General features: G+C 72.9%; 21 protein-coding genes. 18 read left to right on the plus strand and 3 right to left on the minus strand.

Annotated elements, in window-relative coordinates:
• Positions 1-6: 6 nt before the first annotated feature.
• The 7 genes from TPA0908_RS18720 (at position 7) to TPA0908_RS18750 (ending at position 7,584) form a co-directional block, all read left to right on the plus strand.
• A complete protein-coding gene (locus TPA0908_RS18720; protein ID WP_107160014.1) occupies positions 7-312 on the plus strand; it encodes a hypothetical protein in 306 nt (101 codons plus the stop codon).
• Positions 309-2,990, plus strand: coding sequence for an alanine--tRNA ligase (gene alaS / locus TPA0908_RS18725; RefSeq protein WP_281939702.1), 2,682 nt, complete (start codon positions 309-311; stop codon positions 2,988-2,990). Before TPA0908_RS18720 ends, alaS begins: the two co-directional genes overlap by 4 nt.
• Positions 2,991-3,180: 190 nt before the next feature.
• Positions 3,181-3,654: a Holliday junction resolvase RuvX gene (gene ruvX / locus TPA0908_RS18730; RefSeq protein WP_281939704.1), complete on the plus strand. Its 474-nt coding sequence runs from the start codon at positions 3,181-3,183 to the stop codon at positions 3,652-3,654.
• Entirely contained in the window at positions 3,638-4,837 is a 1,200-nt protein-coding gene (gene mltG / locus TPA0908_RS18735) for an endolytic transglycosylase MltG (RefSeq protein ID WP_281939706.1), read from the plus strand. The genes ruvX and mltG overlap by 17 nt, the downstream gene beginning before the upstream one ends.
• On the plus strand, positions 4,837-5,649 hold the full coding sequence (locus tag TPA0908_RS18740) for a shikimate dehydrogenase (RefSeq protein ID WP_281939708.1): 813 nt from the start codon (positions 4,837-4,839) through the stop codon (positions 5,647-5,649). Before mltG ends, TPA0908_RS18740 begins: the two co-directional genes overlap by 1 nt.
• A 250-nt stretch (positions 5,650-5,899) precedes the next feature.
• Positions 5,900-7,078, plus strand: coding sequence for a chorismate synthase (gene aroC / locus TPA0908_RS18745; RefSeq protein ID WP_281939711.1), 1,179 nt, complete (start codon positions 5,900-5,902; stop codon positions 7,076-7,078).
• Positions 7,075-7,584, plus strand: coding sequence for a shikimate kinase (locus TPA0908_RS18750; protein ID WP_281939713.1), 510 nt, complete (start codon positions 7,075-7,077; stop codon positions 7,582-7,584). The genes aroC and TPA0908_RS18750 overlap by 4 nt, the downstream gene beginning before the upstream one ends.
• Here the strand turns inward: TPA0908_RS18750 and TPA0908_RS18755 are convergent.
• Together TPA0908_RS18755 and TPA0908_RS18760 are read right to left on the minus strand one after the other, a co-directional pair.
• Positions 7,574-8,374 carry a cytochrome c oxidase assembly protein gene (locus TPA0908_RS18755; protein ID WP_281939715.1) on the minus strand — a complete coding sequence of 267 codons (801 nt, stop codon included), beginning with the start codon at positions 8,372-8,374 and terminating at the stop codon, positions 7,574-7,576. The two genes, TPA0908_RS18750 and TPA0908_RS18755, sit on opposite strands and share 11 nt — an antisense overlap.
• Complete coding sequence (locus tag TPA0908_RS18760) at positions 8,353-8,853, minus strand: DUF2243 domain-containing protein (protein WP_281939717.1); 501 nt, start codon at positions 8,851-8,853, stop codon at positions 8,353-8,355. Before TPA0908_RS18760 ends, TPA0908_RS18755 begins: the two co-directional genes overlap by 22 nt.
• Positions 8,854-8,945: 92 nt before the next feature.
• Between TPA0908_RS18760 and aroB the strand changes: the two genes are divergently transcribed.
• From aroB to nusB, 4 genes are read left to right on the plus strand one after another with little or no spacing between them, the layout of a single operon-like run.
• Positions 8,946-10,022 carry a 3-dehydroquinate synthase gene (aroB, locus tag TPA0908_RS18765; RefSeq protein ID WP_281939718.1) on the plus strand — a complete coding sequence of 359 codons (1,077 nt, stop codon included), beginning with the start codon at positions 8,946-8,948 and terminating at the stop codon, positions 10,020-10,022.
• Complete coding sequence (aroQ, locus tag TPA0908_RS18770) at positions 10,019-10,465, plus strand: type II 3-dehydroquinate dehydratase (RefSeq protein WP_281939720.1); 447 nt, start codon at positions 10,019-10,021, stop codon at positions 10,463-10,465. Before aroB ends, aroQ begins: the two co-directional genes overlap by 4 nt.
• A gap of 44 nt (positions 10,466-10,509) precedes the next feature.
• On the plus strand, positions 10,510-11,067 hold the full coding sequence (gene efp, locus TPA0908_RS18775) for an elongation factor P (RefSeq protein ID WP_281939722.1): 558 nt from the start codon (positions 10,510-10,512) through the stop codon (positions 11,065-11,067).
• Between the two features lie 23 nt (positions 11,068-11,090).
• Positions 11,091-11,501 (plus strand): transcription antitermination factor NusB, encoded by a 411-nt coding sequence (gene nusB / locus TPA0908_RS18780; protein ID WP_199199890.1) that lies wholly within the window; start codon positions 11,091-11,093, stop codon positions 11,499-11,501.
• A 65-nt stretch (positions 11,502-11,566) separates the two neighbouring features.
• On the opposite strand, the gene bldD is transcribed toward nusB, so the two are convergent.
• Positions 11,567-12,055 (minus strand): transcriptional regulator BldD, encoded by a 489-nt coding sequence (gene bldD, locus TPA0908_RS18785; RefSeq protein WP_013285505.1) that lies wholly within the window; start codon positions 12,053-12,055, stop codon positions 11,567-11,569.
• A 286-nt stretch (positions 12,056-12,341) separates the two neighbouring features.
• Here bldD and pyrR point away from each other — a divergent pair, with 286 nt between their 5' ends.
• From pyrR to TPA0908_RS18820, 7 genes are all read left to right on the plus strand, one after another.
• The gene (gene pyrR / locus TPA0908_RS18790; protein ID WP_281939725.1) at positions 12,342-12,926 is read left to right on the plus strand and encodes a bifunctional pyr operon transcriptional regulator/uracil phosphoribosyltransferase PyrR; all 585 of its coding nucleotides are present in this window, start codon (positions 12,342-12,344) and stop codon (positions 12,924-12,926) included.
• 55 nt (positions 12,927-12,981) lie between these two features.
• Positions 12,982-13,908 carry an aspartate carbamoyltransferase catalytic subunit gene (locus TPA0908_RS18795; protein WP_281939726.1) on the plus strand — a complete coding sequence of 309 codons (927 nt, stop codon included), beginning with the start codon at positions 12,982-12,984 and terminating at the stop codon, positions 13,906-13,908.
• Positions 13,905-15,182 (plus strand): dihydroorotase, encoded by a 1,278-nt coding sequence (locus TPA0908_RS18800; protein ID WP_281939727.1) that lies wholly within the window; start codon positions 13,905-13,907, stop codon positions 15,180-15,182. The genes TPA0908_RS18795 and TPA0908_RS18800 overlap by 4 nt, the downstream gene beginning before the upstream one ends.
• A gap of 3 nt (positions 15,183-15,185) precedes the next feature.
• Positions 15,186-16,328 carry a glutamine-hydrolyzing carbamoyl-phosphate synthase small subunit gene (gene carA, locus TPA0908_RS18805; protein WP_281942612.1) on the plus strand — a complete coding sequence of 381 codons (1,143 nt, stop codon included), beginning with the start codon at positions 15,186-15,188 and terminating at the stop codon, positions 16,326-16,328.
• Entirely contained in the window at positions 16,321-19,668 is a 3,348-nt protein-coding gene (gene carB, locus TPA0908_RS18810) for a carbamoyl-phosphate synthase large subunit (RefSeq protein WP_281939729.1), read from the plus strand. The genes carA and carB overlap by 8 nt, the downstream gene beginning before the upstream one ends.
• Before the next feature lie 94 nt (positions 19,669-19,762).
• A complete protein-coding gene (locus TPA0908_RS18815; RefSeq protein WP_281939731.1) occupies positions 19,763-20,779 on the plus strand; it encodes a quinone-dependent dihydroorotate dehydrogenase in 1,017 nt (338 codons plus the stop codon).
• A 93-nt stretch (positions 20,780-20,872) separates the two neighbouring features.
• Positions 20,873-22,147 (plus strand): adenosylmethionine--8-amino-7-oxononanoate transaminase, encoded by a 1,275-nt coding sequence (locus TPA0908_RS18820; protein ID WP_281939733.1) that lies wholly within the window; start codon positions 20,873-20,875, stop codon positions 22,145-22,147.
• The last annotated feature ends 52 nt before the right edge of the window (positions 22,148-22,199 follow it).

Genomic DNA, 22,199 nt, shown 5'->3' on the forward strand with positions numbered 1-22,199 from the left:
GAGAGCATGAGGCGGTTGTTCTGGCTGGGCATCGGGCTGGCCGTGGGCGTCCTGGTGGTGCGTAAGGCCACCCGGACCGCGCAGGCGTACACCCCGGCGGGCATCGCCAACGGGCTGTCCGAGTCCGCCGGTGGCCTGGTCGAGTCGGTGCGCGCCTTCGTGGACGACGTCCGGGTCTCGATGGCCGAGCGCGAGCAGGAGATCCACGAGGCCTTCGCCCGCGGCGAGGCGTACGACGACGAGTTCGCCGAGCTGCGGGAGGACCCGCGGATCGGTGACCGGCAGATTTTCCCGGAGGAGCACCAGCGATGAAGACGGCGGAGATCAAGCGGCGGTTCCTCGCCCACTTCGAGGCGAACGGGCACGCCGTGGTGCCGTCCGCTCCGCTGCCCGCCATCAGCGACCCGAACCTGCTGTTCATCAACGCGGGCATGGTGCAGTTCGTGCCCTACTTCCTCGGGCAGCAGTCCCCGCCGTTCGACCGGGCGGCCAGCGTGCAGAAGTGCATCCGGACGCCGGACATCGACGAGGTCGGCAAGACCAGCCGGCACGGCACGTTCTTCCAGATGAACGGCAACTTCTCGTTCGGTGACTACTTCAAGGACGGGGCGATCCCGCTCGCCTGGGACCTGGCCACCAAGTCGGTCGAGGCGGGCGGCTTCGGGCTGGACCCGGAGCGGATCTGGGCGACGGTCTACCTCGACGACGACGAGGCGTACGACATCTGGCGCGCCACCGGCGTGCCGGCCGAGCGGATCGTGCGCCGCGGCAAGGCCGACAACTTCTGGTCGATGGGCATCCCCGGCCCGTGCGGCCCGTGCTCGGAGCTCTACTACGACCGTGGCCCGGAGTACGGCCGCGAGGGTGGCCCGGAGGTCGACGAGGACCGCTACCTGGAGTTCTGGAACCTCGTCTTCATGCAGTTCGAGCGCGGTCCGGGTGTCGGCAAGGAGGACTTCCCGATCCTCGGCGACCTGCCGGCGAAGAACATCGACACCGGCATGGGCCTGGAGCGGATGGCCTCGCTGTTGCAGGGCGTGGACAACCTCTACGAGATCGACGAGGTCAAGCCGATCCTGGACCGGGCGGCCGAGCTGACCGGCAAGCGGTACGGCGCGCACTCCGGGCACGCGGCCCACCAGTCGCACCCGGACGACGTGCGACTGCGGGTGATCGCCGACCACGTGCGCACCGCGCTGATGCTGATCGGCGACGGCGTCACCCCGTCGAACGAGGGCCGCGGCTACGTGCTGCGCCGGATCATGCGCCGGGCGATCCGCTCGGTGCGGCTGCTGGGCTACCAGGACCGGGCGCTGCCGGAGCTGCTGCCGGTGGCCCGGGACTGCATGGCCCCGTCGTACCCGGAGCTGGCCGAGGAGTTCGGCCGGATCTCCCAGTACGCGTACGCCGAGGAGGACGCGTTCCTCGCCACGCTGCGCGCCGGCACCACCATCCTGGACACCGCGATCGCGGAGACGAAGTCGGCCGGCAAGCCGGCGCTCTCCGGTGACAAGGCGTTCCAGTTGCACGACACGTACGGCTTCCCGATCGACCTGACCCTGGAGATCGCGGCGGAACAGGGCCTCCAGGTGGACGCCGACGGCTTCCGCCGGCTGATGGCCGACCAGCGCAGCCGCGCCAAGGCGGACGCGCAGGCCCGCAAGACCGGGCACACCGACGTGTCGGCGTACCGGTCGGTGCTCGACGGTGGCGGGCCGGTGGAGTTCACCGGCTACACCGAGCTGAACCGGGAGTCCCGGGTGCGCGCGCTGCTGGCCGGCGGCGCCTCGGTGGCCGCCGCGGCCGAGGGGGACACGATCGAGCTGGTGCTCGACACCACCCCGTTCTACGCCGAGGGCGGCGGGCAGCAGCCCGACCAGGGTCTGATCACGGTCGGCGGCGGGCAGGTCGAGGTCTTCGACGTGCAGCAGCCGGTGCCCGGCCTGATCGTGCACCGGGCCCGGGTGGTGCGCGGCGAGGTCCGCGCCGGGGAGACCGGGTACGCGGAGATCGACGCGTCCCGCCGGCGGGCCATCTCCCGTTCGCACACCGCGACGCACCTGGTGCACCAGACCATGCGGAACTTCCTCGGCGAGTCGGCGACCCAGGCGGGTTCGCTGAACGCGCCGGGCCGGCTGCGGTTCGACTTCAACACCCCGACCGGGGTGGCGCCGAGCGTGCTGCACGACGTGGAGCAGCAGGTCAACGAGGTGCTCCTGGCCGACCTGGAGGTGCACGCGTTCGTCACCAGCCAGGAGGAGGCCCGCCGGATCGGCGCGATGGCGTTGTTCGGCGAGAAGTACGGCGAGCGGGTCCGGGTGGTCGAGGTCGGTGACTACGCCCGGGAGCTGTGCGGTGGCACGCACGTGGCCCGCTCGGCCCAGCTCGGCCTGGTCAAGATCCTCTCCGAGGCGTCGGTCGGTTCCGGTGTGCGCCGGATCGAGGCGCTCGTCGGCATGGACGCGTTCGGTTTCCTGGCCCGCGAGCACCTGCTGGTGTCCCGGCTGGCCGAGCTGTTCCGGGTGCCGGGCGAGCAGGTCGCCGACCGGGTGGAGCAGACCGTCACCCAGTTGCGGGACGCGGAGAAGGAGCTGGAGAAGCTCCGCGCCCAGCTCGTGCTCGGCGGGGCGGGCGCGCTCGCGGCGCAGGCGAAGGACGTGCGCGGCGTCGCGTACGTGGGCACCGAGGCGCCCGAGGGCGCGGCGGCCAACGACGTGCGGACCCTCGCGCAGGAGATCCGGGGCAGGATCGACGCGGCCCGCCCGGCGGTGGTCGCGGTGGCGGCCCGGGCGAACGGCAAGGCGTCCCTGGTGGTGGCCGTCAACTCTGCCGCCCGGAGTCGAGGTCTGAGCGCGAAGGACCTGGTCAAGGCCGCGTTCTCCGGTCGGGGCGGCGGCAGCGACGACCTGGCCCAGGGCGGCGGCCTGCCCGCCACGGAGGCGCCGAGCCTGCTGGCCACCGTGGAGAAGGCGATCGCCGACGCGGCATGAGCGAACGCACCGAGCGAAGCGAGGGCCGTGAGCGCATGCCCCGGTGGTACGGCATGAGCGAACGCACCGAGCGAAGCGAGGGCCGTGAGCGCATGCCCGGCCGTGCCGCATGAGCGAACGCACCGATCGATGCCAGGGCGGACCGGATGGTCCGCCCTGGCCCGTACCGGCTGAAGGAGGTGCCCGGCAGATGCCTGAATTCGACCGTGGTGTCCGGTTGGGGGTGGACGTCGGCCAGGTCCGCGTCGGGGTGTCCCGGTCCGACCCGCACGGCATCCTCGCCACCCCGCTTGTCACGCTGGCCCGGGACCTGACCGCCGAACCGGACACGGTGCCCGCCGACATGGCCGCGCTGGTCCGGTTGGCGGCCGAGCACGAGGCGGTCGGGATCGTCGTCGGCCTCCCGGTCAACCTCGCCGGAAAGCACGGGCCGGCGGCGGCGAACGTATCGGCCTATGCCACCCGTTTGGCCGATGTAATGGGGCCGATTCCGGTGACGCTGACGGACGAGAGGATGTCGACCGTCGTCGCAAGTCGTAGGCTGGCCGAGCGGGGCGTCCGGGGAAAGCGTCAACGAGCGGTGGTCGACCAGGCCGCCGCGGTGGAGATTCTGCAGAGCTGGTTGGACGCACAGCGGAGGCGGACGGATGATCGACGATCTTGATCTGGGCTTCGACGAGCAGGACAGGGGGGAGAAGGGCCGGCACCGGCGCGGCGCGGTGCGCCGCCGTCAGGGCAAGTCCGGCGGCAGCCGGGGCAAGACCCTCCTCGCGCTCGCGCTCGCGCTGATCCTGCTCGGCGGCATCGGTGGGGGCGCCTACTACGGCTTCGACCGTATCCAGAACTACTTCGTCACCCCCGACTACGACGGCTCCGGCACCGGCGAGGCGATCGTCGAGATCAAGCAGGGCGCGCTGATCGCCGACATGGCCGACGCGCTGGTGGCCGCCGACGTGGTGAAGAGCACCAAGGCGTTCATCGAGGCCGCCGAGGGGAACGCGCGCAGCAAGAACATCCAGCCCGGCACGTACAAGCTGCGCAAGCAGATGAGCGGCGACGCTGCGGTCACGGCCATGCTGGACCTGAAGAACAAGATCGTCAACGGGCTCACCATCCCCGAGGGGCTGACCGCGAAGACGGTTTACAAGCGGCTCTCCGAGAAGACCGACATCCCGGTCAAGGACTTCGAGACCGCGGCGAAGGACCCGGAGGCGCTGGGCGTGCCGGACTGGTGGTTCAAGCGCTCCGACGGCAAGAAGATCAAGCCCTCGATCGAGGGCTTCCTCTACCCCGACACCTACGAGATTCCGCCGAAGGCCACCGCTGAGACCGTGCTCAAGCTGATGGTGGAGAACTTCCTCACGGTCACCGGCGAGATGAAGTTCGCCGACCGGGTGCAGGCGGAACGCGGCGGGGTCAGCCCGTACGAGGCGCTTGTCGTCGCGTCGCTGGCGCAGGCCGAGGCGGGCAACAAGGACGACCTGGGCAAGGTCGCCCGGGTCGCCTACAACCGGGTCTACGGCGAGTTCCCCTGCAACTGCCTGGAGATGGACGTCACGGTCAACTACTACCTGGAGCTGACCGGCCAGAAGACCAAGGCGTCCAAGGACATGACGCCGGCCGAGCTGGACAATCCGAAGAACCCGTACAACCGCAAGCTGCGTGGTCTGGTGCCCACGCCGATCAACAACCCCGGCAAGCAGGCCCTGGAGGGTGCGATGGCTCCCCCGCCGGGCAAGTGGCTCTTCTTCGTGGCGATCGACAAGGAAGGCCACTCGGCTTTCGCCGAGACCTACGAGGAGCAGCGCCGCAACGAGCAGAAGGCCAAGGAGGCCGGGATCATCTGATGGCCGCCCCACACCGCGCGGCGGTGGTCGGCCGGCCGATCGCCCACTCGCTCTCCCCGGCGATCCACCACGCCGGGTACGCGGCGGCCGGGTTGACCGGCTGGTCGTACACGACGATCGAGGCCGGCGCGGACGAGCTGCCCGGCCTGGTCGCGGGCCTCGGCCCGGAGTGGGCCGGGCTGTCGGTGACCATGCCCGGCAAGGAGGCGGCGCTCGCGCTGGCCGACGAGGTCTCGCCGGTCGCCGCCGCGGTCGGCGCCGCCAACACGCTGGTACGCCGACCCGACGGCACCTGGTACGCGGACAACACCGACGTGACCGGCATGGTCGAGGTGCTCACCGGCGCCGGCTGCGTGACCGGTGCGGTGGTGACCGTGCTCGGCGCCGGCGGCACCGCCCGGGCGGCGATCGCGGCGGCGGCGCGGATCGGGGCCGCCGAGGTGACAGTGGTGGCCCGCCGGCCCGAGGCGGTCGACGAGCTGCGCCCGGTGGCGGCGGCGGCCGGGGTGCCGCTGGCCGGCGCGGAGTGGGACGGCGCGCCCGCGCACGCCCGCGCCGACCTGGTGATCTCCACCGTGCCGAAGGGGGTCGCCGACCCGCTCGCCGACAACTTCGACTGGCGGCCGGAGACGGTGCTGTTCGACGCGTTGTACGACCCGTGGCCGACGCCCCTGGCCGCGGCGGCGCTGGCCGCCGGGTGCCGGGTGATCTCCGGCCTCGATCTGCTGCTGGCCCAGGCGGTCGGCCAGTTCGAGCACTTCACCGGCGTCACCGCCCCCCGTGCCGCGATGCGCGCCGCCCTGGAGCGGTAAGGAGGGGCCCCCGCCTAACGCCCGCGGTAGAGGCGGGGCCCCCGCTTGACAGCTCCGGGGAGAGCGGGAGCGGCGCCTGACCGGCCGGCTGCGACGTGCGGGTGTGCGGCGCGGGGCAGATGCGCGGGCCCGCGCGGGTCCGGCGGCGGCGCGGTGGGGAGTAGCCGGGCGTGCGGCGGGACGAGTCCGGAGGGCGGGACACCGGCGGCACCGCGTCGGGCCGAACCGGGGGCGTGACAGACTGTCCGCTGTGTTGCGCTGGCTGACTGCAGGTGAATCGCACGGACCCGCCCTCGTCGCGCTGATGGAGGGGGTGCCCGCCGGCATCGAGGTGACCACCACCGAGATCGGCGACGAGCTGGCCCGCCGCCGGCTCGGCTACGGCCGGGGTGCCCGGATGGCGTTCGAGCAGGACGAGATCGAGATCATCGGCGGGCTCCGGCACGGCGTGACGCTGGGCAGCCCGGTGGCGATCCGGGTGGGCAACTCCGAGTGGCCCAAGTGGCAGACGGTGATGGCCGCCGACCCGGTCGACCCGGAGGAGCTGGCCGCGCAGGCCCGCAACGCGCCGCTGACCCGCCCCCGGCCCGGCCACGCAGACCTGGCCGGCATGCAGAAGTACGGCCACACCGACGCCCGGCCGATCCTGGAGCGGGCCAGCGCCCGGGAGACCGCCGCCCGGGTCGCCGTGGGCACGGTCGCCAAGGCCCTCGTCCGGCAGGCGCTCGGCGTCGAGATCGTGTCGCACGTGGTGGAGCTGGGGCCGGTGGCGGCGAAGCCGGGCCTGCGCCCGACTCCGGAGGACGCGGCGCGGATCGACGCGGACCCGCTGCGCTGCCTCGACGCCGAGGCGAGCGCCCGGATGGTCGCCGAGGTCGACGCCGCGAAGAAGGACGCCGACACGCTCGGCGGCGTGGTCGAGGTGCTCGCGTACGGCGTGCCGCCGGGCCTGGGCAGTCACGTGCAGTGGGACCGCAAGCTCGACGCCCGGCTGGCCACCGCGCTGATGTCGATCCAGGCGATCAAGGGCGTCGAGATCGGCGACGGGTGGCAGCAGGCGCGTTCCCGTGGCTCGGAGGCGCACGACGAGATCATCCCCAGCGCCACCGGCGTGCGTCGGGTCACCGACCGGGCCGGCGGCCTGGAGGGCGGCATCACCACCGGCGAGCCGCTGCGGGTGAAGGCGGCGATGAAGCCGATCTCGTCGCTGAACCGCGCGCTCGCGACGATCGACGTGACCACCGGCGAGCCGGCCACCGCGATCAACCAGCGCTCCGACGTGTGCGCGGTGCCGGCGGCGGCGGTGGTCGCCGAGACCATGGTGGCGCTCGTGCTGGCCGAGGCCGCGGTGGAGAAGTTCGGCGGCGACTCGGTCGCCGAGATGCGCCGCAACCTGGCGAGCTACCTCGACAGCCTGGTCGTCAGATGAGCACGAGGCCGGTCTGCGTGCTGGTCGGGGCACCCGGCTCCGGCAAGACCACGGTGGGCACGGCGCTCGCCGCCGCGCTCGGCGTCGACTTCCGGGACACCGACACGGACATCGAGCGCCTGGCCGGCAAGCCGATCCCGGAGATCTTCGTCGACGAGGGCGAGGACCACTTCCGTACGCTGGAGCGGGCCGCCGTAGCGGCGGCGCTGGCCTCGCACGCCGGTGTGCTCGCGCTCGGCGGCGGCGCGGTCCTGGCCGAGGAGAACCGGGCCGCGCTGATCGGCCACACGGTGGTGCACCTGTCGGTGGAGTTGTCGGACGCGATCCGGCGGGTCGGGCTGGGCGCCGGCCGGCCACTGTTGGCGTTGAACCCCCGGGCCACCCTCAAGTACCTGCTGGACCAGCGCCGCCCGCTGTACGCCGAGGTGGCGACCGCGACCGTGGTGACCGACGGCCGCGCGCCGGAGGAACTGGCCGCCGAGATCGCCGCCCTGCTCAAGCCCTGACCGGCGCGGCGCCGGGCCGGGTGGCCGGGTGGCGGGCGGGGCGTTCCGGCCGCCAGGTGGCGAGCAACGCGAGCGCGAGGGCGATCTCGGCCAGGTCACCGAGGTAGTACATGAGCGTGGCGCCGGCCCGCAGCTCGGCGCCGGTGGCCGGCACGTCGAGCACGCCGGCGTAGAGCAGTTGGGCGAGCGTGGCGTGGGCGGCGACGCCGGCGCCGAGCACCACGAGGCGTACCGGCACCCGGGGGCGGTGCGGCCCGGGGTCCGGCCCGGCGACGGACCAGGCGAACAGGAAGCCGCTGAGCAGGAAGTGCGCCTGCACCAGCGTGTGCAGCAGCGGGTTGTCCAGCGTCGCCCGGTAGAGCGGGGTGAGGTAGAGCAGCCACAGCCCGCCGGCGGTGAGCAGCAGGCCGGTCACCGGGTGGCCGAGCACCCGCGCGGCCGGGTGCCGCAGCAGGTGGACCAGCCGGCGTGCGGTGCGCCGGTCCAGGGTGCGCAGCAGCAGGGTGACCGGCGCGCCGAGCACCAGCGCCAGCGGCGCCAGCATGCCGATCAGCAGGTGCTGCCACATGTGCCCGACGAGGTCGTCGCCGGGCGCGAGCAGCCCCGCCGCCACGAGCAGCGTGCCCAGCCCGAAGCTGACGGTCCGCCGGTGCGCCCAGCCGGGGCCGCCCGGGTCGCGCAGCCGCAGCGCGGCGGCCAGGTAGGCCCAGAACATGACCGCCGGGAGCAACGCGGTCGCCGGGAAGCCGCCGGCGTGCCCGGCGTGGCTCACCGCGTCCGCGGCGCGCACAGGTCGATCGCGTCGGCCCGCCGCTGGATCGCCCAGCCGACCGCGACCAGGAGTACGCCGAGCGCCAGGAAACCGAGATCCCACCAGGTCTGGTACGGGCCGGTGCGGACGTGGTGGATGCCGAGCAGGTGGTGGTCGACGACGCCCTCCACCAGGTTGAACAGGCCCCAGCCGACGAGCACCCAGCCCCAGAGCATTCCGGAGCGCCAGAGCCGGCCCCGGGAACGGGTCACCCGGGCGTAGAGCAGGGCCAGCCCGGTCAGCACCGCCACCCAGGTGACGACGTGGAACAGGCCGTCCCACAGCGTGTTCATCTGCAGGCCGGGCACGGTGTCGACCGGGTAGTCCCGGATCCCCACCCGGTCGGTCGCGGTGCTGCTGAGCATGTGGTGCCACTGGAGGACCTGGTGCAACGCGATGCCGTCGACGAAGCCACCGAGGCCGACGCCGAGGATCGTGGCGGGAAGACGGATGCTCATTCCGCCGCCCTACCCGGGGCGGGGCCGGACAAACGCCCCACGGAGTGGACAGTCGCCGCGCCGGGGGCGGGCGCTGGACTAGGCTGCCGGCGATGGACGAGGTGACCCGGATCCCGGTCGGCGGCGAACGGCCGTACGACGTGCTGGTGGGACGCGACCTGCTCGACCCGCCGCCCGAGCTGCTGCCCGGCGCGGAGCGGGTGGCCTACCTGTACGCTCCGCCGCTCAAGGCGCTGGCCGAGCGGCTCGCCGAGCGGGCCCGCGCCGACGGTGTCACGCCGCTGCTGGTGGAGGTGCCGGACGCCGAGGCGGGCAAGCACGTCGACGTGGCCGCCGCCTGCTGGGACCGGCTCGGCGCGGCCGGTTTCACCCGGACCGACGCGGTGGTCGGGGTGGGCGGCGGCGCGGTGACCGACCTGGCCGGCTTCGTCGCGGCCAGTTGGCTGCGCGGGGTGCGCTGGGTGCCGGTGGCGACCTCGCTGCTCGGCATGGTCGACGCGGCGGTCGGCGGCAAGACCGGGATCAACACGGCCGCCGGCAAGAACCTGGTCGGCGCGTTCCACCCGCCGGCCGGCGTGCTCTGCGACCTGGCGACGCTGGACGCGCTGCCCCCGGCCGACCTGGCCGCCGGGATGGCCGAGGTGGTCAAGTGCGGCTTCATCGCCGACCCGGTGATCCTCGACCTGGTCGAGCGGGACCCGACGGCAGCGCTGGACCCGGCCGGCCCGGTGGTCCGTGAGCTGGTCGAGCGGGCGGTGCGGGTCAAGGCCGACGTGGTCGGCGGTGACCTGCGCGAGTCCGGGGTCCGCGAGGTGCTCAACTACGGGCACACGCTCGCCCACGCGATCGAGAAGGTGGAAGGGTACCGCTGGCGGCACGGTCACGCGGTCGCCGTCGGGCTGGTCTACGCCGCCACCCTCGCGCGGCTCGCCGGCCGGCTCGACGACGCCACCGCGCGCCGGCACCGGGACGTGCTGACCGCGCTCGACCTGCCCACCGGCTACCGGGCGGACGCCTGGCCGGAGCTGCTCGCCGCGATGCGGGTGGACAAGAAGGCCCGGGGGAGCCGGCTGCGGTTCGTGGTGCTGGACGGCCTGGCCCGCCCGGCCATGCTGGAGGCCCCGCCGGACGAGCTGCTGGCCGCGGCCTACCGGGAGATCAGCTCGTGAGGGCGTACGTGCTCAACGGGCCGAACCTGGGCCGCCTCGGCACCCGCCAGGTCGACGTGTACGGCGTGACCAGCTACGCCGACCTGGTCGCCCTGTGCGAGCGGACCGGGCGGGAGCTGGGGCTGGACGTGGTGGTCCGGCAGACCGACGCCGAGCACGAGCTGCTGGGCTGGCTGCACCAGGCGGCGGACGAGGAGGCGGCGGTGGTGTTGAACCCGGCCGCCTGGTCGCACTATTCGATAGCGGTCCGGGACGCCTGCGCCATGCTGCGTGGCCCGCTGGTCGAGGTGCACATCTCCAACATCCACGCCCGGGAGGAGTTCCGGCACCACTCGGTGGTCTCGGCGGTGGCCACCGGCGTGATCTGCGGCCTGGGCGTGGACGGCTACCGCCTGGCCCTGCACCACCTCGCGCAGCGCGCGAGTCCGATTCGACACAGCTAGTAGACTTGGTGGGTCTGTCCGCCAATTGATGATCAAGGCAGGAAATGGCCACCACCAACGACCTGAAGAACGGCCTGGTACTCAACCTGGACGGCGAGCTGTGGGCCGTCGTCGAGTTCCAGCACGTCAAGCCCGGTAAGGGTGGTGCGTTCGTGCGTACCACGCTGAAGAACGTGCTGTCCGGCAAGGTGGTCGACAAGACCTTCAACGCGGGCACCAAGGTCGAGACCGCCACCGTCGACAAGCGCACCATGCAGTACCTGTACGCCGACGGCGAGGACTACGTCTTCATGGATCTGGAGACGTTCGACCAGATCACCGTGATGGGCGGCACCGTCGGCGAGGCCGCCAACTACCTCCTCCCGGAGGCCGAGGCGACCGTCGCCACCCACGAGGGCGTCCCGCTCTACATCGAGCTGCCGACCTCGGTCGTGCTCGAGGTCACCTACACCGAGCCGGGCCTGCAGGGTGACCGGTCCACCGGCGGCAACAAGCCGGCCACGGTCGAGACCGGCGCCACCGTCCAGGTGCCGCTGTTCATCACCACCGGCGAGAAGATCAAGGTCGACACCCGCGACGGCCGTTACCTCGGCCGAGCCTGATGGCTGAGGGTCCGAAGCAGCAGATGCCGGCGCGCCGCAAGGCGCGCAAGCGGGCGCTGGACGTGCTCTTCGAGGCCGACCTGCGGGACCGGCCGCCGGTCGAGGTGCTCGCCGGCTACCTGGAGCGGATCGAGCAGCCCCGCCCCGACCACCTCGGCTACGCGGTCGGGCTGGTCGAGGGCGTCGCGGCGCACCTCGACCGGATCGACGAGATCATCGCCAGCTACGCCGAGGGGTGGACGCTGGACCGGATGCCGGTGGTCGACCGCAACCTGGCCCGGATCGCCGTGTACGAGTTGCTCTACGTCGACGAGATCGACGACGCGGTGGCGATCAGCGAGGCCGTCGAGCTGGCCCGGCAGATGTCGACCGACGACTCGCCCCGCTTCCTCAACGGCATTCTCGGCCGGATCGCCGAGTACGCCAGCCGCTGAGGCTCCGCACCTGGTGACCACGAAGGGCCCGTGCCGGACGGCACGGGCCCTTCGTGGCGCGTGGCTCAGGAGGCGAAGAACGCCCGCGGGTCGGCGACCAGCACACCGTGCTCGGTGAGCCGCTCGATCAGGCCCGACGGTGAGGCGTCGTAGACGATCGCGAGGGCCCGCAGGTCGTCGGCGCGGATGGAGAGCACCCGGCCGTTGTAGTCGCCGCGCTGCTGCTGGATGGCGCGGGCGTACCGGGCGACGTAGGCCAGGTCCTCGGAGGCCTCGTCGTAGAGCCGCTCCAGGTCCAGCACGATCTTGCTGGTGGGCTCGTGACGCACCCCGCTGCCGTCGGGCAGCAGCTCCGAGACGGGAACGCGGTAGAAGTCGGCCAGCTCCGCCAGGCGGGACACGGTGACGGCGCGGTCGCCGCGCTCGTACGAGCCGACCACCACGGCCTTCCACCGCCCGTTCGACTTCTCCTCCACCCCCTGCAGGGACAGGCCCTGCTGCTGGCGGATGGAGCGCAGGCGGGCGCCCAGCGACTTGGCGTATTCAGAGGGCATTCGGACACTCCCAGTGCTGCTCGGGGTTCTCCCAGCTATCGCTACGGAGCGTGACGGTACGGGGATTGCGACAACTGGTCAAGTGGTGGTGTCGGGGACGTTCGACAGGCCGGTGTGGCTTGTCCGCATTTCGCCGGGCTGACCGGCAGGTCAGGACCGGCGGCAGCGGGGCCGGTGACCGCTGGTAACGTGGCGTGGAGCCCCGGTCCGGGCCCCGCGCGGGCCCGCCGGAGTCGATAGACGTCCTTTAACGACCCGTCCCGTGAGGCGGGGAAGGAGGTCCGCCGTGGCCTACCCACCGGCTGCCCATTCGTCGCCGCCGCGACAACCCTCGGTGAAGGTGATCCTCGCCGCCGCCGACGTCTCGCGGGTGGTCGACCGCATCGCCCACCAGATCCTGGAGAAGACCCAGGGCGCCGCCGACACCGTGCTGCTCGGCATCCCCACCCGGGGTGTGCCCCTGGCCCGCCGCCTCGCGGCCCGGATCAGCACGTTCGAGGACGTGACCGTTCCGGTGGGCGTGCTCGACATCACGCTCTACCGCGACGACCTGCGCCGGCACGCCACCCGCGCGGTCGGCCCGACCGACCTGCCGCCGGGCGGGATCGACGGCCGGCGGGTCGTGCTCGTCGACGACGTGCTCTTCTCCGGCCGTACCGTGCGGGCCGCGCTGGACGCGCTCAGCGACGTCGGCCGCCCGGCCTCCGTGCAACTCGCCGTCCTGGTCGACCGCGGCCACCGCCAACTGCCGATCCGCGCCGACTACGTGGGCAAGAACATCCCCACCGCGTTGGCCGAGAACGTCAAGGTCACCCTCGCCGAGACCGACGGCGCCGACGAGGTACGGCTGTACGGAGGGGATTCCCGGTGAGCGCGAGGAGTGCAGCGGAGCGGAGCCCCGCAGTCGCGAACGAAGGGCCAGTTCGATGATCCGGCACCTGCTCTCCGGCGCCGACCTGGACGCCGACACCGCCACCCTGGTCCTGGACACCGCCGCCGAGATGGCGACCGTGGCCGGCCGGGAGGTCAAGAAGCTGCCCGCGCTGCGCGGGCGCACCGTGGTCAACCTGTTCTACGAGGACTCCACCCGGACCCGGATCTCGTTCGAGGCCGCCGCCAAGCGGCTCAGCGCCGACGTGATCAACTTTTCCGCCAAGGGGTCCAGCGTGGCCAAGGGCGAGAGCCTGAAGGACACCGCGCTCACCCTCCAGGCGATGGGCGCCGACGCGGTGGTGGTCCGGCACCCAGCCTCCGGCGCGCCGCACCGGCTGGCCGACTGGGTGGACGGGTCGGTGGTCAACGCCGGCGACGGCACCCACGAGCACCCCACCCAGGCGCTGCTGGACGCGTACACGATGCGGTCCCGGCTGGGCCGGCTCGCCGGCCTGCACGTGGCGATCGTCGGCGACGTGCTGCACTCCCGGGTGGCCCGCTCCAACGTGCTGCTGCTCACCACGCTCGGCGCCAAGGTCACGCTGGTCGGCCCGCCGACGCTCATCCCGGTCGACATCGCGACCGCGCTCGCCCCCGGCATCGACGTCTCCTACGACCTCGACAGCGTTGCACCCGGTGTGGACGTGGTGATGATGCTGCGGGTGCAGCGGGAGCGGATGAGCGACTCCTACTTCCCGTCGGCCCGCGAGTACGCCCGGCGCTACGGGCTGGACGGGCCGCGCATGCGCCGGCTGCCCGAGCACGCGATCGTCATGCACCCCGGCCCGATGAACCGGGGGATGGAGATCACGCCCGAGGTCGCCGACTCACCCCGCTCCACCATCGTCGAACAGGTCGCCAACGGGGTCTCCGTGCGGATGGCCGTCCTCTACCTGCTGCTCGGAGGGAACAACCGGTGACCGCGTACCTCATCACCAACGTCAGCGTCGTCGGCGGCGAGCCGACCGACCTGCTCATCCGCGACGGCGTGGTGGCCGAGACGGGCCACGGGCTCGCCGCGGACGACGCCACCGTCATCGACGCGACCGGCCTGGTCGCGCTGCCCGGCCTGGTCGACCTGCACACCCACCTGCGCGAACCCGGCCGGGAGGACGCCGAGACGGTCGAGTCCGGCTCCCGGGCGGCGGCGCTCGGCGGCTACACGGCGGTCTGCGCGATGGCCAACACCTCGCCGGTCGCGGACACCGCCGGCGTGGTCGAGCAGGTCTGGCGGCTGGGCCGGGAGGCCGGCCTGGTCGACGTGCAGCCGATCGGCGCGGTCACCGTCGGGCTGGCCGGCGAGCGCCTGGCCGAGCTGGGCGCGATGGCCGACTCCGCGGCCCGGGTGCGGATCTTCTCCGACGACGGGCACTGCGTCGCCGACCCGCGGCTGATGCGTCGCGCGCTGGAGTACGTCAAGGCGTTCGACGGGGTGATCGCCCAGCACGCCGAGGAGCCCCGGCTCACCGAGGGCGCGCAGATGCACGAGGGTGAGGTCTCCACCCGCCTCGGCCTGACCGGATGGCCGGCCGTGGCCGAGGAGGCGATCATCGCCCGGGACGTGCTGCTCGCCGAGCACGTGGGTAGCCGGCTGCACGTCTGCCACGTCTCCACCGCCGGCAGCGTCGAGGTGCTGCGCCAGGCCAAGGCGCGCGGCGTGCGGGTGACCGCCGAGGTGACGCCGCACCACCTGCTGCTGACCGACGAACGTGCGGAGAGCTACGACCCGGTCTTCAAGGTCAACCCGCCGCTGCGCACCGCCGCCGACGTCGCCGCGCTGCGCACCGCGCTGGCCGAGGGCGTGATCGACATCATCGCCACCGACCACGCGCCGCACGCCGTGGAGGACAAGGAGTGCGAGTGGGCGTACGCCCGGCCGGGCATGCTCGGCCTGGAGACCGCGCTCTCCATCGCGCTGGACGTGCTCGGCCCGCGGTGGGACCTGATCGCCGAGCGCATGTCGCGGGTCCCGGCCCGGATCGCCGGGCTGGCCGGACACGGCCTCGACCCGGCCCCCGGCGTGCCGGCCAACCTGACCCTTGTCGACCCGGCGGCCCGGCGCGTGATCGAGCCGGCCGAGCTGGCCAGTCGCAGTCGCAACACCCCGTACGCCCGCATGACGCTGCCGGGTCGCATCGTGGCGACCTTCCTGCGCGGCGAGCCGACGGTCCTGGACGGAAAGGCTGTCAAGTAAATGGTGAAGCGTAGATCGGCGATTCTCGTCCTGGAGGACGGGCGCACGTTCCACGGCGAGGCGTACGGCAGCGTCGGGGAGACGTTCGGCGAGGCGGTCTTCAACACCGGCATGACCGGCTACCAGGAGACGCTCACCGACCCCTCCTACCACCGTCAGGTGGTGGTGCAGACCGCGCCGCACATCGGCAACACCGGCGTCAACGGCTCCGACGACGAGTCCGGCCGGATCTGGGTGGCCGGATACGTGGTGCGCGACCCGGCCCGGATCGGCTCGAACTGGCGCGCCACCGGCGGGCTGGAGGACCGGCTCGCGGCCGAGGGCGTGGTCGGCATCAGCGGGATCGACACCCGGGCGCTCACCCGGCACCTGCGCGAACGCGGCGCGATGCGGGTCGGTGTCTCAAGCGTCGACGACGACCCGGCCGCCCTGCTCGACCGGGTCCGCCGCGCGCCGTCGATGGTCGGCGCGGACCTGTCCGCCGAGGTGACCACCGCCAAGCCGTACGTGGTGGAGGCCGTCGGCGAGCACCGGTTCACGGTGGCCGCGCTGGACCTGGGCATCAAGCGCAACGTGCCGCGCCGGCTCGCCGCCCGCGGCGTCACCACCCACGTGCTGCCGGCCGGCTCGACGATCGAGGACCTGCTCGCCACCGGCGCGGACGCGGTGTTCCTCTCACCCGGCCCGGGTGACCCGGCGACCGCCGACGGGCCGGTGGCGCTGGCCCGCGAGGTGCTCACCCGCCGGATCCCGCTGTTCGGCATCTGCTTCGGCAGCCAGATCCTCGGCCGGGCGCTCGGCTTCGGCACCTACAAGCTGGGGTACGGCCACCGCGGCATCAACCAGCCGGTGCTGGACCGGGCCACCGGCAAGGTCGAGGTGACCAGCCACAACCACGGCTTCGCGGTCCAGGTGCCCGGGGTCTCCTCCGGCGCGGTGGTCCCCGACCAGGTGGTCGACACCGCGTTCGGTGGCGTCCGGGTTTCCCATGTCTGCCTCAATGACAACGTGGTCGAGGGGCTGCGGGCCGAGGACGTGCCCGCCTTCACCGTCCAGTACCACCCGGAGGCGGCGGCCGGCCCGCACGACGCGGACTACCTGTTCGACCGCTTCGCGGAACTCATCGAAGGCGGCAAGCATGCCTAAGCGGACCGACCTGAAGCACGTCCTGGTCATCGGCTCCGGGCCGATCGTGATCGGACAGGCCTGCGAGTTCGACTACTCCGGCACCCAGGCCTGCCGGGTGCTGCGCAGCGAGGGGATCCGGGTCAGCCTGGTCAACTCCAACCCGGCCACGATCATGACGGACCCGGAGTTCGCCGACGCCACGTACGTCGAGCCGATCACCCCGGAGTTCGTCGAGCTGGTCATCGCCAAGGAGCGCCCGGACGCGCTGCTGCCCACGCTGGGCGGGCAGACCGCGCTGAACACCGCGGTCGCGCTGCACGAGGCGGGTGTGCTGGAGAAGTACGGCGTCGAGCTGATCGGCGCCAACATCGACGCCATCAACCGGGGCGAGGACCGCCAGCTGTTCAAGGACATCGTGGCCAAGGCCGGCGTCCGCCTGGGTCTGGACGACCCGTCCACGCTGACCCCGCGCTCGCGGGTCTGCCACTCCATGGACGAGGTCCGCGACACCGTCGCCGACCTGGGCCTGCCGGTGGTCATCCGGCCGTCGTTCACCATGGGCGGTCTCGGCTCCGGGATGGCGCACACCGACGAGGACCTGGCGCGCATCGCCGGGGCGGGCCTGGCGGCCAGCCCGGTGCACGAGGTGCTCATCGAGGAGAGCGTGCTCGGCTGGAAGGAGTACGAGCTCGAACTGATGCGGGACCGGCACGACAACGTGGTGGTGGTCTGCTCGATCGAGAACGTCGACCCGATGGGCGTGCACACCGGCGACAGCGTCACCGTCGCCCCGTCGATGACGCTCACCGACCGGGAGTACCAGCGACTGCGCGACCTCGGCATCGCGGTGCTGCGCGAGGTCGGGGTGGACACCGGCGGCTGCAACATCCAGTTCGCGGTGAACCCGGCAGACGGCCGGATCGTCGTGATCGAGATGAACCCGCGGGTGTCCCGCTCCTCGGCGCTGGCGTCCAAGGCGACCGGCTTCCCGATCGCGAAGATCGCCGCGAAGCTCGCCATCGGCTACACGCTCGACGAGATCCCCAACGACATCACGCTCAAGACGCCGGCCGCGTTCGAGCCGACGCTCGACTACGTGGTGGTGAAGATCCCCCGGTTCGCGTTCGAGAAGTTCCCCGGCGCCGACCCGGAGCTGACCACCACCATGAAGTCGGTGGGCGAGGCGATGAGCCTGGGCCGCAACTTCACCGAGGCGCTGAACAAGGCGATGCGCTCGATGGAAACCAAGGCGGCCGGCTTCTGGACCGTCCCCGACCCGGTGGGCGCCACGAAGGAGAACACCCTCACGGCGCTGCGGATGCCGCACGACGGCCGGCTCTACACCGTCGAGCGGGCGCTGCGCCTCGGCGCGTCGATCGCCGAGGTGGCCGAGGCGTCCGGCGGCATGGACCCGTGGTTCCTGGACCAGATCGCCGCGCTTGTCGAACTGCGCGCCGAGATCGTCGACGCCCCGGTGCTCGACGCCGCGCTGCTGCGTCGCGCCAAGCGCGCCGGCCTGTCCGACCGGCAGCTCGCCGCGCTCCGCCCCGAGCTGGCCGCCGAGGACGGCGTCCGGACGCTGCGCCACCGGCTCGGGATCCGGCCGGTCTACAAGACGGTGGACACCTGCGCGGCCGAGTTCGAGGCGACCACGCCCTACCACTACTCGACGTACGACTCGGAGACCGAGGTGACGCCCTCGGCCCGGCCCAAGGTGCTCATCCTCGGCTCCGGGCCGAACCGGATCGGGCAGGGCATCGAGTTCGACTACTCGTGCGTGCACGCGGTCCAGGCGCTCCGGGGGGTGGACTACGAGACGGTCATGGTCAACTGCAACCCGGAGACCGTGTCCACCGACTACGACACCGCCGACCGGCTCTACTTCGAGCCGTTGACGTTCGAGGACGTGCTGGAGGCGTGGCACGCCGAGGACTCGTCCGGCAAGGCGGCCGGCGGCCCCGGCGTGGTCGGGGTGATCGTGCAGCTCGGCGGCCAGACCCCGCTCGGCCTCGCCCAGCGGCTCAAGGACGCCGGGGTGCCGATCGTGGGCACCTCGCCCGAGTCGATCCACCTGGCCGAGGAGCGGGGCGCGTTCGGCGCGGTGCTGGACCGGGCCGGGCTGCGCGCGCCCGCGCACGGCATGGCCACCTCGTACGACGAGGCGAAGGCGATCGCGGACGAGATCGGGTACCCGGTGCTGGTCCGCCCGTCGTACGTGCTCGGCGGCCGGGGCATGGAGATCGTCTACGACGACGCCACGCTGCGCGACTACATCGGCCGGGCCACCGACATCTCACCGGACCACCCGGTGCTGGTGGACCGTTTCCTAGACGACGCCATCGAGATCGACGTGGACGCGCTCGTCGACGCGGACGGCGACGTCTACCTGGGCGGCGTGATGGAGCACATCGAGGAGGCCGGCATCCACTCCGGCGACTCGTCCTGCGCGCTGCCGCCGATCACGTTGGCCGGCTCGCACCTGACCCAGGTGCGCCGCTACACCGAGGAGATCGCCCGCGGGGTGGGGGTGCGCGGCCTGCTCAACGTCCAGTACGCGTTGCAGGGCGACACGCTCTACGTGCTGGAGGCCAACCCGCGCGCCTCCCGGACCGTGCCGTTCGTGTCGAAGGCGACGGCGGTGCCGCTGGCCAAGGCGGCGGCCCGGATCGCGCTGGGCGCCACGATCGCGCAGTTGCGGGCCGAGGGGATGCTGCCGCCGACCGGGGACGGCGGCACCATGCCGCCGAACGCGCCGATCGCGGTGAAGGAGGCGGTGCTGCCGTTCAAGCGGTTCCGCACGCCGTCCGGCAAGGGCATCGACGTGCTGCTCGGCCCGGAGATGCGGTCCACCGGCGAGGTGATGGGCATCGACACCGGCTTCGGTCAGGCGTTCGCCAAGTCGCAGGCCGCCGCGTACGGGTCGCTGCCCACCGCCGGGAAGATCTTCGTCTCGGTGGCCAACCGGGACAAGCGCGGCATGATCTTCCCGATCAAGCGCCTGGCCGACCTGGGCTTCGAGATCGTCGCCACCACCGGCACGGCCGAGGTGCTGCGCCGGCACGGCATCGCCTGCGAGCAGATCCGCAAGCACTACGAGTCGGGTGAGGGGGAGGACGCGGTCTCGCTGATCCTCGGCGGCGACGTCGCGCTGGTGGTGAACACGCCGCAGGGCTCGGGCGCGAGCGCCCGCTCGGACGGCTACGAGATCCGCAGCGCCGCCGTGACGGCGGACATCCCGTGCGTCACCACGGTTCCGGGCGCGGCGGCGGCGGTGATGGGCATCGAGGCGCGCATCAACGGCGACCTCCAGGTCCGCCCGCTCCAGGACCTGCACGCCGCGCTCCGGGCCGACGAGTGACCACCCCGACACCCGCGTCGATCATGAGGTTGGCGGCGGCGGAGGAGAGCCACATCGCCGCCAACCTCCTGGTCACCGATTCGGAGGGCGAACGGTGATCTTCGAGAAGGTGGTGCGGCCCCGGCTGTTCGCGCTCGGGGGCGGGGACGCGGAGGCGGCGCACGAGTGGACGCTGGCGCGGCTCGCCGCGCTGTCGCGGCGGCCGGCGGCGCTGGCGGCGCTGCGTCGGGCGTACTTCCGGGCCGCGCCGCGCACCGTGTTCGGCGTGCGGTTCCCGAACCCGGTCGGGCTGGCGGCCGGGATGGACAAGAACGGCGTCGCGTTGCCGGCCTGGCCGGCGCTGGGCTTCGGCTTCGTCGAGGTCGGCACCGTGACCGCGCACGCCCAACCGGGCAATCCCCGGCCGCGACTGTTCCGGCTGCGCGACAGCGAGGCCGTGGTCAACCGGATGGGCTTCAACAACGCCGGCGCCGAGGCCCTCGCCGCCCGGCTGGCGGCGTTGCCGCGCCCGCTCGGCGTCCCGTTGGGCATCTCGCTGGGCAAGTCCAAGGTGACCCCGCTGGACGGGGCGGTCGAGGACTACCTCGCCTCCTACCGGGCGCTCAGGGGCCACGGCGACTACTTCGCGGTCAACGTGTCCTCGCCGAACACCCCGGGCCTGCGGTCGTTGCAGGACCGGTCCCACCTGGACGCGCTGCTCGCCGCGCTGGTCGGCGAGAAACCGGTGCTGGTGAAGATCGCCCCGGACCTGACCGAGCCGGCCGTGGCGGAGCTGCTGGAGGTGTGCCTCGATCGGGGCGCGGCCGGCGTCATCGCCACCAACACCACGCTCGGCCGGGACGGGCTCGCCCCGACCGACCGGGCGCGCGGCGCCGAGACCGGCGGCCTGTCCGGCCGCCCGCTGACCGCCCGCGCCCGCGAGGTGGTCGCCTTCGTGCACCGGGAGACCGGTGGACGGCTGCCGGTGATCGGCGTCGGCGGCATCCTCGACCCGGACGACGCGACCCGCATGTTCGACGCCGGAGCCGCCCTGGTGCAGCTCTACACCGGCTTCATCTACCGCGGCCCCGCCCTCACCCGAGCCATCACCACCCGCACCCCCTCCGCGTGATCTTGCATCTCCTGCCCCGGCATAACGCTCATTTCCGGCGCGCCGCGGGCCGAAAGCGCAAGATCGCGGGATGGGGACGAAGGAGGAGAATCCGTGACGCCCGAGGAGATCCTCGCCCTTGACCGGCGGCACGTGTGGCACCCGTACGCGGCGCTGCCGCCGGCCGGCCCGCCGCTCGTGGTGGAGAGCGCGTCGGGGGTGCGGCTGCGGCTGGCCGACGGCCGGGAGCTGGTCGACGGGATGTCGTCGTGGTGGGCGGCCATCCACGGCTACCGCCACCCGGTGCTGGACGCGGCCGTGACCGACCAGCTCGGCCGGATGAGCCACGTGATGTTCGGCGGGCTCACCCACGAGCCCGCGGCACGCCTGGCGCGCACCCTGGTCGAGCTGGCCCCGGACGGCCTGGAGCACGTCTTCCTGGCCGACTCCGGCTCGGTGAGCGTCGAGGTCGCGGTGAAGATGGCCCTCCAGTACCAGCGCGCGGTGGGGCGCCCGGAGCGCCGCCGGCTGGGCACCTGGCGGGGCGGCTACCACGGCGACACGTTCCATCCGATGAGCGTCTGCGACCCGGAGGGCGGCATGCACCACCTCTGGGGCGACGTGCTGCCCCGGCAGGTGTTCGCGCCGCTGCCGCCGGCCGGCTTCGACGCCCCGCCCGACCCGGCGTACGAGGCGGCGCTGGTGGACGCCGTCGAGCGGCACGCCGCCGAGCTGGCCGCGGTGATCGTGGAGCCGGTGGTCCAGGGCGCCGGCGGGATGCGGTTCCACCACCCGCACTACCTGCGGGTGCTGCGCGAGGTGACCCGGGAACACGGCATTCTGCTGATCTTCGACGAGATCGCCACCGGCTTCGGCCGGACCGGGCGGATGTTCGCCGCCGAGCACGCCGGCGTCACGCCCGACGTGCTCTGCGTCGGCAAGGCGCTCACCGGCGGCTACCTGACGCTGGCGGCGGCGCTCTGCACCCCGGCGGTGGCCGGTGCGATCTCGGCCGCCGGCGTGCTGGCGCACGGGCCGACGTTCATGGGCAACCCACTCGCCTGCGCGGTCGCGAACGCCTCACTGGGCCTGCTGCGCGCCGGCGACTGGGCCGGGCGGGTGGCGGGGATCGCCGCCGGGCTGCGGGACGGCCTGGCGCCGTTGCGCGGCACGCCCGGGGTGGCCGACGTGCGGGTGCTCGGCGCGATCGGGGTGGTGCAACTGGACCACGAGGTGGACCTGCCCTCGGCCACCGCCGCGGCGGTGGCCGAGGGGGTGTGGCTGCGCCCGTTCCGCGACCTGGTCTACACCATGCCCCCGTACGTCTGCGACGCCGCGGACGTGGCGAGGATCGCCGCCGGCGTGGCCGCGGCGGTCAAGGCCGGTTGAGCCCCGACCGGGGCTGACAGGGCCGGTTGAGCCCCGACCGGGGCTGACAGGG

Origin of the sequence: Micromonospora sp. AKA38 (assembly GCF_027925725.1) — a bacterium.
Classification (GTDB): Bacteria; Actinomycetota; Actinomycetes; order Mycobacteriales; family Micromonosporaceae; genus Micromonospora.